The 13,843-nt window shown below is 36.6% G+C and carries 15 protein-coding genes; 8 read left to right on the plus strand and 7 right to left on the minus strand.

The window, feature by feature from the left end; translation table 11 throughout:
* The first annotated feature begins 176 nt into the window (after positions 1–176).
* A complete protein-coding gene (gene tfrA / locus Q0W26_RS01730; protein WP_298521705.1) occupies positions 177–1,820 on the plus strand; it encodes a fumarate reductase (CoM/CoB) subunit TfrA in 1,644 nt (547 codons plus the stop codon).
* Here the strand turns inward: tfrA and Q0W26_RS01735 are convergent.
* Positions 1,813–3,117: an amidohydrolase family protein gene (locus Q0W26_RS01735; protein ID WP_298521706.1), complete on the minus strand. Its 1,305-nt coding sequence runs from the start codon at positions 3,115–3,117 to the stop codon at positions 1,813–1,815. The genes tfrA and Q0W26_RS01735 overlap by 8 nt on opposite strands.
* A gap of 40 nt (positions 3,118–3,157) precedes the next feature.
* A complete protein-coding gene (locus Q0W26_RS01740; protein ID WP_342765326.1) occupies positions 3,158–3,391 on the minus strand; it encodes a histone family protein in 234 nt (77 codons plus the stop codon).
* Positions 3,392–3,572: 181 nt separating this feature from the next.
* Between Q0W26_RS01740 and hisG the strand changes: the two genes are divergently transcribed.
* From hisG to pyrB, 3 genes are read left to right on the plus strand one after another with little or no spacing between them, the layout of a single operon-like run.
* On the plus strand, positions 3,573–4,433 hold the full coding sequence (hisG, locus tag Q0W26_RS01745; protein WP_298521708.1) for an ATP phosphoribosyltransferase: 861 nt from the start codon (positions 3,573–3,575) through the stop codon (positions 4,431–4,433).
* Positions 4,430–4,936 carry a flavodoxin domain-containing protein gene (locus tag Q0W26_RS01750; RefSeq protein WP_298521709.1) on the plus strand — a complete coding sequence of 169 codons (507 nt, stop codon included), beginning with the start codon at positions 4,430–4,432 and terminating at the stop codon, positions 4,934–4,936. Before hisG ends, Q0W26_RS01750 begins: the two co-directional genes overlap by 4 nt.
* Entirely contained in the window at positions 4,929–5,864 is a 936-nt protein-coding gene (gene pyrB, locus Q0W26_RS01755; RefSeq protein ID WP_298521710.1) for an aspartate carbamoyltransferase, read from the plus strand. The genes Q0W26_RS01750 and pyrB overlap by 8 nt, the downstream gene beginning before the upstream one ends.
* Here pyrB and Q0W26_RS01760 read toward each other — a convergent pair.
* Together Q0W26_RS01760 and Q0W26_RS01765 are read right to left on the minus strand one after the other, a co-directional pair.
* Positions 5,857–7,029, minus strand: a complete 1,173-nt coding sequence (locus tag Q0W26_RS01760; RefSeq protein WP_298521711.1) for an orc1/cdc6 family replication initiation protein — start codon at positions 7,027–7,029, stop codon at positions 5,857–5,859. The two genes, pyrB and Q0W26_RS01760, sit on opposite strands and share 8 nt — an antisense overlap.
* A 627-nt stretch (positions 7,030–7,656) precedes the next feature.
* Positions 7,657–8,133 carry a DUF2299 family protein gene (locus Q0W26_RS01765; RefSeq protein WP_298521712.1) on the minus strand — a complete coding sequence of 159 codons (477 nt, stop codon included), beginning with the start codon at positions 8,131–8,133 and terminating at the stop codon, positions 7,657–7,659.
* A gap of 60 nt (positions 8,134–8,193) precedes the next feature.
* Here Q0W26_RS01765 and Q0W26_RS01770 point away from each other — a divergent pair, with 60 nt between their 5' ends.
* Together Q0W26_RS01770 and Q0W26_RS01775 are read left to right on the plus strand one after the other, a co-directional pair.
* Positions 8,194–9,222 carry a cobalamin biosynthesis protein gene (locus tag Q0W26_RS01770; protein ID WP_298521713.1) on the plus strand — a complete coding sequence of 343 codons (1,029 nt, stop codon included), beginning with the start codon at positions 8,194–8,196 and terminating at the stop codon, positions 9,220–9,222.
* The gene (locus tag Q0W26_RS01775) at positions 9,219–10,232 is read left to right on the plus strand and encodes a cobalt-precorrin 5A hydrolase (RefSeq protein WP_298521714.1); all 1,014 of its coding nucleotides are present in this window, start codon (positions 9,219–9,221) and stop codon (positions 10,230–10,232) included. The genes Q0W26_RS01770 and Q0W26_RS01775 overlap by 4 nt, the downstream gene beginning before the upstream one ends.
* A gap of 26 nt (positions 10,233–10,258) precedes the next feature.
* Here Q0W26_RS01775 and Q0W26_RS01780 read toward each other — a convergent pair whose 3' ends face one another.
* Positions 10,259–10,507, minus strand: a complete 249-nt coding sequence (locus Q0W26_RS01780) for a UPF0147 family protein (RefSeq protein ID WP_298521715.1) — start codon at positions 10,505–10,507, stop codon at positions 10,259–10,261.
* Positions 10,508–10,651: 144 nt separating this feature from the next.
* On the opposite strand from Q0W26_RS01780, the gene Q0W26_RS01785 reads away from it, so the two are divergent.
* Entirely contained in the window at positions 10,652–10,816 is a 165-nt protein-coding gene (locus tag Q0W26_RS01785; RefSeq protein ID WP_298521716.1) for a Met repressor, read from the plus strand.
* Here the strand turns inward: Q0W26_RS01785 and Q0W26_RS01790 are convergent.
* A complete protein-coding gene (locus Q0W26_RS01790; protein WP_298521717.1) occupies positions 10,813–11,400 on the minus strand; it encodes a class II aldolase/adducin family protein in 588 nt (195 codons plus the stop codon). The two genes, Q0W26_RS01785 and Q0W26_RS01790, sit on opposite strands and share 4 nt — an antisense overlap.
* A gap of 13 nt (positions 11,401–11,413) precedes the next feature.
* Complete coding sequence (locus tag Q0W26_RS01795) at positions 11,414–13,171, minus strand: DNA-directed DNA polymerase II small subunit (RefSeq protein WP_298521718.1); 1,758 nt, start codon at positions 13,169–13,171, stop codon at positions 11,414–11,416.
* A gap of 171 nt (positions 13,172–13,342) precedes the next feature.
* Between Q0W26_RS01795 and Q0W26_RS01800 the strand changes: the two genes are divergently transcribed.
* A complete protein-coding gene (locus Q0W26_RS01800) occupies positions 13,343–13,840 on the plus strand; it encodes a hypothetical protein (protein WP_298521719.1) in 498 nt (165 codons plus the stop codon).
* Positions 13,841–13,843 lie beyond the last annotated feature (3 nt).

Raw genomic sequence — 13,843 nt, forward strand, 5'->3', positions numbered from 1 at the left:
TAACTATACTTTTAATTTAATTAAATCACCAAAAATTATATTGAAATTTAAATTAAGAAATATAGATTCGATACTATAAGTTAAATCATTTTTATTAATAAACGTTTTTGAAGAAATTTATTTAACAACTAAAAACTAAAAGTAATACTATAACAAAATTTTACAGGGTAATTGAAATGGAAATAAAAACTATCTCTACAGATGTATTAATAATCGGTTCAGGAGGAGCAGGTTCAAGAGCCGCTATTGAAGTTGATGATGCCGGTTTGAAGGCAATTATTGTATCCAAAGGTCTTTCATTCAGGTCTGGCTGTACTGGAATGGCAGAAGGAGGATACAATGCCGTATTCAAGACCGTCGATAAGGACGATTCAATAGAAGCCCACATCAACGACACACTGAAGGGCGGAAGCTATCTCAATGACAAGAAACTTGTTGATATCCTTGTCAGCGAATCACCTAAAAGGTTGATTGATCTGGAAAACTTCGGCGCACTCTTCGACCGGCAGGAATCAGGTCAGATTGACCAAAGGCCATTCGGCGGACAGACCTACAGAAGAACCTGCTATCAGGGAGACAGAACCGGTGCAGAACTTTTGAATGCTCTTAAGGAAGAAATCATCAGAAGAGACATAGAATGCATCGAAGAGGTAATGATTACATCCCTTGTAACCGACGGCGATGAAGTCATCGGTGCAACCGGACTTGACCTTAAGGACTCAAGCATTATTTACTTCCAGGCAAAAGCAACAATCCTTGCAAGCGGAGGTGCCGGCCAGCTATACCCTGTAACATCCAACACCTTCCAAAAGAACGGAGACGGTTTTGCAATATCCTACAGAGCCGGAGCGCAATTGGTTGATATGGAACAAATCCAGTTCCACCCAACCGGAATGGTAGCCCCTGAATCCAAAAAGGGAGTATTGGTGACTGAAGCCGTAAGAGCCGAAGGAGGAAAGCTAATCAACAAGGACGGCGAAAGGTTCATGAGCAAGTATGCGCCAGAAAAGATGGAGTTAGCCACCCGTGACGTTGTTGCACGCTCAATATATCAGGAAATCATTGAAGGGCGTGGAACAGAAAATGGCGGAGTGTACCTTGACATTTCCCACCTGGACGACGATTATATCGAGGAAAAGCTTGAGACAATGGTCCTGCAGTTTGAAAATGTCGGCGTTGACATCAAGCACGGACCTATAGAAGTTGCTCCAACAGCACACCACTTCATGGGCGGTTTGAAAATCAATCCTGATGCTTCAACATCCCTGAAAAACCTGTTCGGTGCCGGTGAAGTCTGCGGAGGAGTTCACGGAGCAAACCGTTTGGGAGGTAATGCCCTGGCCGATACCCAGGTATTTGGAAAGATTGCCGGTGAAAGCGCATCAAAAGCGGCAAAGGACTGTGAAATCAAAACCAACGATGAAATGGTTCAAGGCGAAGCTTCAAGAATCGAAGGACTTATCAAAAAAGGTTCCATCAAACCACAGGAATTTAAAAATAGGATTAAAAACCTGATGTGGGAAAAGGTTGCAATTGTGCGGGATGAGAAAACATTGAATGAAGCTTTAGGCCAGCTTCAGGAAATGCAAAATGAGCTGGACAGTCTTGACGTCGACGATAAAAAGCAGTACAATACCGATTTGGTGACTGCACTGGAAGTAATAAACATGGTGGAAATCTGCATCCTTACTGTAAAATCAGCAATATTGCGTAGGGAAAGCAGAGGCGCACATTTCAGGTCTGATTTTCCTGAATCCCTTGATGAATGGAAAAAGAGTATTGTATTGAGTAAAAATAAAATAGAATTTGAAGCTAGATAGCTTCTTTTAAATTTTTAATGGCTTCTCTGGCCTTGGCATAAATTTCCTGCTCATCCAAAACAGTCAGTTTTCTGTTTTCCATTAATATCTTACCGTTGCAGATGGTAGTGTCAACATTTGAACCGTTTGCAGAGTAGATAATGTTGGATGTTAATGTGGAACTGTCCGGAACCATATTGGCTGAGTCTGTGTCAATCAAAATGATATCCGCTTTTTTTCCGACTTCTATGGAACCTATTTCTGAATCCAATCCAAGTGCTTCCGCACCTTTGATTGTACCCATTGCAATGGCTTCACGGGAATTGAGTACATTAGGATCCAAAGTTGAGACCTTCTGAAGAAGGCTTGCGGTCTTGAGCTCTTCAATCAAATCAAGATTGTTGTTTGAAGAAGCGCCGTCAGTACCTATTGAAACGCAGATGCCATTTTCAATAAGCTTGGAAACAGGTGCTATTCCAGAAGCAAGTTTCATGTTGCTGCACGGATTGTGTGAAACCTTTACATTGTTTTTCTTTATGATTTCTATTTCATTATCGCTCAGCCATACGCTGTGTGCTGCAACTACATCAGGGCCTAAAAATCCGATCTTGTCCAAGTATTCGAATGGCCTTAATCCTTTTTCAGCGGAAATGTCATTGATTTCCTTTTCGGTTTCGGAAACGTGTATATGTATTCCCATATTGTATTCGTCTGCCAACTTGCGGACTTCGATTAAAAGTTCCTCTGAAGCTGTGTATGGGGAGTGCGGACCGAAAAAGACTTTGATTCTTCCGTCAGCCATTCCATTGCAGTTTTCAAATAATGTAAGATTTTCCTTAATTTCAGCCTGCCTTTTTTCCTCATCTCCGAAATCTATCATTCCATAAGAGAGTACCGCCCTTATTCCAGCTTCATCAACAGCACGGGCAACATCTTCCATGTAGAAATACATGTCGCTGAATGTAGTTGTTCCTGATTTGATGAGCTCGATAGCTCCGAGAAGGGCTCCGATATAACAGTATTCTCCATTGAGATTGGCTTCCATCGGCCATATGTGATCGTTGAGCCAGCTGTCCAGGCTTAAGTCGTCGGCAAGGCCTCTGAATAAGGTCATTGATAAATGAGTGTGAGTGTTTATAAGTCCGGGAAGCAGTATTTTTCCTTCACCGTCAATGATTTTATCGGCATTGCTTTCGTCGATTTCGTCTGCAATTTCAGCAATCAAATCATTTTTTATTAAAAGAGACTGTTTTTTTTCTTCAAAATTATTAGGATTTAAAATAAATGCATCTTTGATTAAAATAGTATTTTCTGTCATAACGACACCTTAAAAAAAATAAAAAAAGAAGCTAATAAACTTATTCTAAGTTTTTGATAGCTAATTTAATATCATCCGCTTTGATAGTTTTACGTTTTGCGACTTTTGCAACTTTGTTTGCTTCTTTAGCAACATCACGAGCAACTTCTTCTAAGTATGCAGCTAATTCAGCTTTTGCATCTTCGCTAACTCTTTCAGCACCGGATTCTTTGATAATTCTTGCGATAGGAGCTTTTGGTATTTCAGACATGTTTTTCACCTCACAATAATTTATAAACTTATTATTAATATCGTTAATAATAAGCTAAATATCACTATTATACGACTTTATATTTAAATATTTTGCAAAAATCATGTATAAATCGAAAAATAAGAACAGTAATAATAAAACTTTACATAAATAAATATATTATGAAATTAAATATAATATTGAAATGAAATAATGGAAAGATTATATGAAAATAAAAATAGCGATTCCTTCAAAGGGAAGGATAAGTGAACCTTCCATAAACATCCTGGAAAAGGCGGGACTGGGATTAATCGATAAAAACAATCGTAAACTGATTTCAAAAACATTTAACGAAAATATAGAAGTAATGTTTGCAAGAGCTTCAGATATTCCCGAATTCGTAAACGATGGAGTTGCAGATATGGGAATAACAGGTGTTGACTTAATAAAAGAAAATGAAGCAGATATAATCGAGCTTTTGGATTTGAAGTTTGGACATACAAAGCTTGTTCTGGCAGCGCCTGAAGAGTCAAATGTGAAATCAGTTGAAGACATCACACAAGACATGAAAGTCGCAACCGAATTTCCAGTGCTTACCAAAAAATACCTTGATGAAAAGGGTCTTGACTTGAAAATTGTCAAATTGAGCGGATCTACAGAAGCCGCACCGTTCATTGGAATAGCGGATTTGATCACTGACCTGACAAGCACAGGAACAACCCTGAAGATGAACCATCTGGAAATCATTGACACTATTTTGGAAAGTTCCATCAAACTTATAGCTAATGAAGAAAGCCTAAAAAATAAAAAGGAAATCATGGAAGCTGTAAGCACAAGCATTAAAGGTGTTCTTGATGCTGACCGCAAAAAGCTTGTAACAATGAATGTGAAAAGTGAAAACCTAAATAAGGTAAAGAAGGTTATGCCGTCATTAGGAGGTCTTACAATTTCAGAAGTTCTATCTTCAGAAAAGACCGTTGCGGTTCAGGCGGTAATTGATGAGAAGGAAGTTTTCAGTTTGGTCAACGACTTGAGAAATGCAGGGGCAAAGGACATACTTGTAATGCCTATCGAAAGAATAATATGAAAATCGCAATAATATACACAACTTCAAACAAATCAACTAAAAAATCTTGTGAAATACTTTCAGGCAAACTCAATTCTGATGTTAAATTGATTTCCATCGAAAATGCAAAAACATCCTGTCTTTTAAAGTATAACTTCATAATTTTAGTTGCTTCAGCCTTGGAAGGTAAAGTTCAAAACAACCTTAAGCTGTTTATTTCAAGAAATAAGAAAAACTTAAAAGAAAAACCGATAGCTTTAGCTGTGAATTGCGAACAAAACATTGACATTAGGGGAAGATTGAATAAAGCATTTACTGAAGAAATGGTTGAATCATCATATGCCAACTCAAATTTCGGTTATGAATTGGACCCGGATGAAGGAAACTTTTTACAAAAAAGAAAAATAAACAATAAGATTAAAGAATACAAAAAAGATGGGAAAAGTCTCCCAACGTTAAACATAAATGAAATTGATAAATTCGCTGATATCATAAACAAGATGATTGAAAAGAGGGTTGATTAAAATTTTTAAACTGAAAAACATAATTTCTATAAAGGATTTCGAAAAAGAGGACATCGACTATATTCTCGATGAAGCGTCAAAGCTCGAAAACATCGCCAAGTCCCGGGAGGTGTCAGAAGAGCTTAAGGGAAAAATATTGGGTTTGATGTTTTTTGAACCTTCCACAAGAACAAGAATGTCATTTGAAACATCAATGAAACGTCTGAATGGAGAATGCATAGGTTTTGAAAGCAGCGGATCCAGTTCCGTTTCAAAAGGTGAAAGCATTGCCGATACAGCAAAGATGTTTGAAGGATATTGCGATGCACTTGTAATAAGGCACGAGCTTGAAGGAGTGTCAAAATTCATTTCAGACATTGTAGACGTTCCTGTAATAAATGCAGGTGACGGAGCTGGCCAGCACCCTACCCAAACACTGCTAGATTTATACACCATCAGAAAGGTAATAGGTAAAATCGACGATTTGAAAATTGCGTTGGTCGGGGATTTGAAATTCGGCCGTACAGTCCATTCCCTGTCAAATGCTCTGGGACTTTATAAAAACGTGAAAATATATCTGGTGTCCCCGCCTGAGCTCAAGATGCCTGAAGAGGTCCTGCATGACATAAACAAAACAAACATCACCTGGGAAGAGGTGGATTCTATTGAAAAAATCATTGATGATGTTGATGTCTTATATGTGACAAGAATTCAAAAAGAGCGTTTCGCAGACATTGAAGACTACATGAAAATAAAAGGCGCGTATATAATAAATAAAAAAATGCTTGAAGGCAAGGATTTGATTGTTATGCATCCTTTGCCTAGAATTGATGAAATCGACACTGACGTCGACAATACCAAATACAACAAGTATTTCACTCAGGCCGCAAATGCCGTTCCGGTGAGAATGGCAATATTAAAAACATTGATTAAAAACAACCCTAAATAGAAAAGAGGGTTGTTTCAAGTAATGTTTCATCGCATTGAAGTTTTATGATGTTTGTTCTGCCCTTTCCACGGCCACGTGAAATTGTGTTTGTTGAAATTATACCCAATAATTCAAGTTCATTGATGAAATCGAAGATTCTTCTGTAGGTTACGGCGTCCTTTTTTGATATCTCCTTGTATTCATCATATAATTTTCCTGAAGAAATCTCTTCACCCTGTTTTGTCAGATTTAAGATAGCTTCCAAAACCCTTTGCTGCTGTATAGGTAGGGTTGAAATGATTTCAATAACCTTATTGTGCTCTATTGTATCCTTGGCCAGTCTTACATGTTCACCAGTGACTGTTTCTGAATCATCATCGAAAGCCAGTTCGCCTGCGCTTTTAAGTAAATCAAGAGCGTATCTTGCATCACCTTCCTCTTTAGCTGCCATTGCAGAACATAAAGGAATCACGTCATCTTCCAAAACACCTTCCTGGAAGGACAATTCAGCCCTTTCTGATAAAATGTCTGAGAGCTGATCTGCTCCGTAAGGAGGAAATACAATTTCCTTGTCGTTGAGGCTGCTGTTTACCCTGGACTTAATTAGGTTCTTGAAGTCCAGATAGTTGCTTATGCATAAAACTGAAACGTTGTCTGTTCTGGTCAGGGTATACAATATTCCATCGCCGTCCTTATTAAGCAGAATGTCAATTTCGTCCAAAATGACAATCAATTGCAGTTTTTTGCCGTAAGTGTTTTTTAACCTGAATGTTTCCCTGAATGTGTTTACGACTTCAGCCTTGGTCCATCCACGGTTCGGAACTGTACGTCCCATCCTATTGCACAGCTCTGCAATAACCTGATATTCTGTTGTATAATCAGTGCATCTTATATGTTCGACCTTGACGAAAACTTTCTTTTTGTCTGCGATTTCAATTAGCTGTTCACGTGCAAATCTTGATGCTGCGGTCTTTCCTGTTCCTGTCTTGCCGTAAAGAGTGACGTTGGCAGGAGTGACACCGTTTAAAACATCAACCCAATACCTGGCGATTTGCCTGATTTGTTCCTCCCTGTGAACAAGTTTTTCTGGAAGATATCTGTGATCCAGCGGTTTCTTATTTTTGAAAATCCGCACGGATGACAACTTCTCCATATCATTCTCAATTTCTTCAAAAACGTTTGACATTATAACACCACAATAAAATTAACGAGTATAATTTCCAGTGTTAATAATATTATGGACCTAATAAATAAAGGTTTTTATTACTAATATTGCTGAAAGTTAATAAAATTGCAATAAAACTGAAAAATTAAATTCACCAAATCTATTTGTTTGACATTAACAGTTGTAAAACTTATTCTTTTTAAAATATTCAATCATATATATCATATAATTTGAAATTAAACTTAAATATTGATTTAAATTTAAAACATGAAATAGGACTATTTCAAATATAATATAATGATTTCAAGTGTAACAATTTAGGATAGACAGGAAAAATACGTCCTCAGATGGCTCAAATAAGGAAATTTTAAAAAAAAATATCATGATTTATCATCAAGACAGAGAGGTGTGTTGCAAGTGTAATGAATTTTAGGCAGGAAACGAAAATCGAGACATGCATTTCAAGTGTAACAAAAATGAAAAATTGACCTGACTTTGTAAAATTTACATAAAAATAACAGAATGAGCTTAAAATGAAAAATAAAGAAAAAATAAAGAGTTAAATTTCAAGTGTTTACAGTTGAAATATACCCCTTCAATCTTAATATACCCCCGCAAAGGGGTTATACTTGAAATGCACCTCTCCCTCTAAATGAACATGTCATTTTCGTTTTGAGGTGCAATATCGGCATTGACAAAATTGATGTCAATCAGCCAGATGCAATGTAATTTTGCCTTAAAGACTCTTTTCAATGTTGTAAACAATCTATCTTTAGTCAAACCGTCTTCAAATATCTGTTCGGTAATGACAAACTGATGCAAAATGTTCTGATTTATCTGCAGTTCAAAGTCAACCAAAAACTGGCTTAAACCAACATTCAAATCCATGATGAAATTCTTGTTTGTTTTGGCATCTGCAGATCTCATCAGGTCCTGATGCTGCGGAGCGACTTGGGTAGCGCATGCGATAATAATACAATCCTTACCCTTAGGCTTTACAACATCCATAATATTCTCTTTTGGAAACTCGACAATGAAATGAAAATCGGCATTTTCGTCATATTTCATTTCTCTTAAAATATCTTCGTCAAGTAACCATTTTTCAACATCTTCTTCGATATTCATATTATCATCTTTAAATTTAATAATAAATTATTTATTTTTTTATTATATATAATATAAACTATGATTGAATATAATAAATTGATATTTGAAATATTTTCCATAAAATCGGATTCATTTGAGTTATTTTTATTTATTATATTCTCACTGTTGGTTTCACTTGCAATTGACCTCATCTGCGGTGAGCTGCCGACTAAAATACATCCGGTTGTTATTATCGGTTCATTTATCAATTTTTTTAAAAGCAAGTTCATCGCCATGAAAAGCAAATTGTCAGGTCTGCTTCTGGTTTTGTCAACAGGAGTATGTGTAAGTGTATTATTATATATTTTATATTCTATTTTTTCAATAAATGGCATATTGTTGTTTATATTCTTTTCAGTAATGTTGTCATCGACTTTTTCAGTGAATATGCTTTTGAGGACTGCTGTTGACGTCAAGGCTGATCTTGATGAAAGCATAGATAAGGCAAGAAAATCAGTGTCATATTTGGTAAGCAGAAACACAGGTGAACTGACTGAAAGCTTCATAGTATCCGCTGTGATTGAAAGTCTGAGCGAAAACATAACAGATTCATACATTGCTCCAATATTTTACTTTGCGATATTTGCAGTTGTGATTATGATATGGCCATTTGACAATCAATTGTATTTTCTGCTGCTGATTCCGATGATTTACAGAATGTTCAACACCCTCGATGCAATGGTGGGCTACACTACCGATGAACTGAAGAATATCGGTTACGTTCCGGCAAAGGCCGATGATGTTTTGAATTATGTTCCAGCAAGAATAGCAGGCGCTTATGTTGTCATCTCAGCATATCTTCTTAAACTCAACGGCAAGAACAGCTATAGGATGCTTAGAAGGGATGCAAGAAAATGCCCTAGTCCAAATTCAGGATTTACTATGGCAACAACCGCAGGGGCACTCAACATTCAGTTAATCAAAAAGGGAACATATGTTTTAGGAGATGCAAACAAGGAAATAGGAAAGGATGACATTACCAAAGCGGTTAACCTGTCAAGAATGACAATAGCGCTGTTTACATTAACAATATTAATCTTACTGACATTAGTGTATGTGATATTATGAGAATAGCAATCGTTTCAGTTTCAGATAAAGGAAAAGAATTGGCATTGAAGCTTAAGGACAAATTGGATGATGATTCAACAATAATCAGGACTGACCTGTATCATAAGAATGTTAAAAAATACCTGAAGATTGCATTTTTCGAATATGATGCTATAATCGCCATTATGGCTTCAGGAATACTTATCCGGTCCATCGCTCCATACCTCCACTCCAAAACGACTGATCCTGCTGTCGTAAACATTGACGATAATGGCAACTTCGCCATATCCACTCTGTCAGGTCATTTGGGAGGTGCCAATAAGCTTTCAAACAAGATTGCAGAACTGATTGGGGCAACACCCGTCATCACCACTTCCACTGACGTCAATAAGAAACTTGGAATTGACGTTCTTGCAAATGATTTGTATTTATCAATTGATGATACCTCAGAGATTCTGTTTTTCAACAAGGCAATTCTTGAAGGCCGTGAAATCACATTCACTGTAAATTCTGAGAAAAACTTCGATTATCTGTTTGAATATCTAAACAATACAAGATTTGAGATTAACGTTTCAATATTGCAGTCCTCAAGTGTAAATGCAGATGAAATTCATGTCAGCCTGGACGGCCATGAGATGGTGTTGAAGGAAAAGAGGATTGTTGTTGGAATAGGCTGCAGGCGTGGCAAGGAGTGTGAAAGGATTCATGAAGGATTTGTAAAATCCATAGGTGAATTGAACATTCACATATCAAGGGTCAACATGCTTGCATCAGCCGAAATCAAAAAGGATGAGAAAGGCATTCTGGAATTGTCAGATCAATTAGGTATTCCTGTTAATTTCGTTGAACTCGAAAGATTAAGTCTTTTCGAGTCACCTGACATTCAAAAATCAGAGTTTGTTAAATCTAAATTTGGAATTTATGGCGTTTGCGAGCCTTCAGCTTTAATTATGGCTGGATTTGATTCAAAACTGATTTATAAAAAGACTTCATATGATGGCGTAACCATAGCCATCGCTATATCTAAATAAAATAAATAAAAAAAGAAAAAGTAAAATTAGATGGATTCTAATTTTGAGAGAACTTCCCAAATTAAAGTTCTTGCATGAACCGGAATATTTGGATCGTTACTGATTTCGTCTAATTTTCCTAATACTGTACTTATTCTCACGGACTGATCCTGTTCCTCATCTTTTAATAAGTCGTTGGATTGACTTGCAGCCTCTCTGATGTTACGAGGTACAGTGTTGTTGTCCATAATGTATTCAAGTATTTCACATACTTCATCTATAGTTTGATTACTCATAATACTCCCTCCAAAAAATTCATTAAAAACAAGTAAATAAGTATTATAAAATATATTTGTTCGGATTATCTTTAAATATTTTGTGGTATTTTTCAATATTTTTCAGTAGAAAAATTTATATTAAATTAAATTGAATTATTATACATGTCAGATATAAGCAAAACAACTATAAATTTACCTGTGGACTTGAAAAAAGAATTAAAAAAATTAGCAATAGATGAAGATACTTCATTATCCGGATTAATCATTAAAATGATTGAAGAAGGAATGGCAAGTAGAAGTAAAACTGTTATTTCAGATGAAGATTAGATTATATCTTCAACTGAATTTAACATATAAGTAATAAATTGGGTTTTAGCAGACTCTTCAATGAATACCGCAAGGGATTCAGCTTCTTTTAGATTTTCACCTACACAAATAACACCATGATTTTTCAAAACTAGCACATCATCGTCTCCAATGCCTTCGCTGGCTTTTTTGGCAAGCTCATTTGATCCTGGCTTTTCATAATCAATTTCTGGTAAATAAGGTTTTTTTATCGCTCCGAAACCTTCAAGCCTTTTTATTTTCTTGTCTGAAAATGCAAATCCTGTTGCGTAAGGTGAATGTGTGTGGACAATTCCATTGACGTCAGGCCTTTTTTTATAGATTTCTATGTGCATATTTACTTCTGAGGATGGTTTTCCGTTTGTTAATGTGTTTGCATCCAAATCAACAAGAACGATATCCTCTTCTGATAAATCTGACAATGATTTCAGGGTAGGGGTTATTCCAATGATGTCTCCGTTTTCCCCTTTGAATCTTGCGCTTATGTTTCCTGACTTACCGGAAATCAGGCCTTTTTCATAGATGTTTTTTCCGACATTTATTATTTCTTGAACATTCTTTTTCATCGATCCACCTTATTTATAAGAATTTGAAATGCTTGTATTTGCCCTTATGGATGACAGGAACCTCTGCAGGTGTAGGCATAATATTGTGAATTTTCTGGAAGCTTGTCTGAGTCTGGAAGGTACCTGAATTGATAAGGTGTATTCCATTGAATCTTCTGTATGAGTTAACGTGAATGTGTCCTGTATGGAAAATGTCCGGCACCTCGTCAATTACAAGATAATCCTCAAGTTCTGAAGCCAAAGGTGTTCTTTCACCATAAATCGGTGCCAAATGCCTTTTCTTGAGAATCTCTTCCATTAACAGATCACTTTTTTCGTATGTAAATTCCTTGACGGCCATTACCAGATCGTCAAAGCTGCGCCCGTGATAAATGAGAACATTGATGCCGTCAAGAGACACTACACCAGGATTTGAAATGAATTCGACATTGTCAAGTTCATAGAGGGCCTTAGCGTACTCTTCAGGAACAGCAGGCTGCGGTTCAGCAACTCTTGATGCGTCGTGGTTTCCAGGAGCGATGATGATTTTGATGTCGCTTCTGATGTTTCCCAATAGCCTTGCAGCCTCTTCGTACTGTTTTGTGATGTCCTTGATGACCAGTTCCTGGTCCTGATTAGGATACACTCCGATACCGTCCACGATATCTCCTCCTATTATGAGATATTTGACGTCTTCTGCAACCCTTCTCTGGCTTTCATCACCGTATTCGCAGTTGATCCAATCGATGAATCTGTTGAATGCGTCTTCAAGAAATGTAAGGCTTCCGATGTGGACATCTGACAGGAACACTATACCGAAGTCCATTTCCTTTTCGGGAATTCTCAGGACTCCAGGATTTATGATCTGCTGGCCGAATGCAAAGTGGCGGTCATCGCTTTTGTTTGCAATGACTCCTATAACCTCATCCCTTACAAGCTTTTCGGCTTCGGCAAAGAGTTCATCGTTGTTGTGTGAAAACAGAATTGAAATGGTTCCTGTGTCGTCCTCGAATTCGACAATCTTGTGACCGTTTTTACTAGTCCTTATTTCACGAACCATTAATATAAGACTTAAGCTGTCCTGTGAATCGTCAATGTCAGCTATTTTTGTGAAATTCCTGAGTTCAGGCCTCTTTGACAGGATGTTTGCAAGCTTTTCATACCTGCTTTTAAAGTAAGCGATGAGGTTTTCGATTTCTCCGCTTGTGTATGATTTCTTGCTTGTATCCTGAATGATTTTGAAGTCATATTCGACGTTTGACTTCTGCATATTCCTCTTGAACTGAATCTTTTCATCCTTCACGGTTTCTGAAGCCTCAACGATTGTCTGGTTGACATGCTTTTCAGGCTTGTCGGTGTCCTTTTTGAGGTTTTCGATTGATGTAGGCTTAACAGATTCAGTTTTTACCTCTTTTTTAGGCTCTGCAGGTTTTTGAACTTTAGGTTTTGCTTTAATTTCTTTTTTGATTTCAGCAGGTTTTTGAACTTCCTTTTCAGGTTCTGGTTTTGGTTTTTCAACTTCAGGTGCAGGTTTAACTTCCTTTGCAGGCTCTTTAGTCAAAGTTTCCTGACTGGTGCTGTCGGGTTTTGCCACATTGCCTGTAAGTTCATCGATGGTTTCGCTGCTTACGCAAACTAGATCTTTGGATGTAAACTTATCACCTTTTAATTTGACTATTAATGAAGATGCAAAATCTAAAGGATTTTCTGCACTAATGACTTTGTCATATGCTTCAGGTGATAGGTTGATACCCTTTTTTGCAAATTTTAATAGAATTTTATTAGTTGACATATTAATTAAAATTTTAATTGTCAATGTTAATAAACTTTGAGAATTTTACTTTGTGTTTTTGATTTTTCCTTGTGAAATTGTTTTTAACATAGTTATCTTTATTATATATTAGAAATAAAATTAAAATATTATAGTAAGTTGTTATTCGATTAACAATATGATAGTGATAAAATGGCAAATAAGGTAGTTAGAATTATTTTAATAATTGTTTTATTTATTGTATTTTTTGAATTAGGTCTTTTCGGTTCATATACAATAGTTACCGCTGAAGCTCCGAATATTCAAGGGTTGATAGATATGCAAATTTCCAAAATCACAGGCTTTTTCAGTCCCGAAAACGTCAATCAGGTTTTGGTAAAGGATCCTACTCCGCTGACCATTTCAAACAAGAAAGACGTTGCCCTGCAAATGGAGGAGCTGTCGAAGGTTGATGGAGTTAATTACGAATCCATAAACGTTACAACCTATGAGGACCCTGACAACAGCGAGCTTAATGTAACCATTCAGGCTTTAGGTTACGAGTCTCCTAATTCAACATCCGGTCAGATTGTCATCAGCCAAGTGCCTTCATACAAGATTATAGCATATGGTGTTGCTTCTTACAAGAGCGGAGGACTGATGGTAGACAAGGATTCAGTTACAATAAATTCAGTTTTAAAATTGTATTAGTGG

The sequence above is a fragment of the uncultured Methanobrevibacter sp. genome (genome assembly GCF_947169325.1).
Classification (GTDB): domain Archaea; phylum Methanobacteriota; class Methanobacteria; order Methanobacteriales; family Methanobacteriaceae; genus Methanocatella.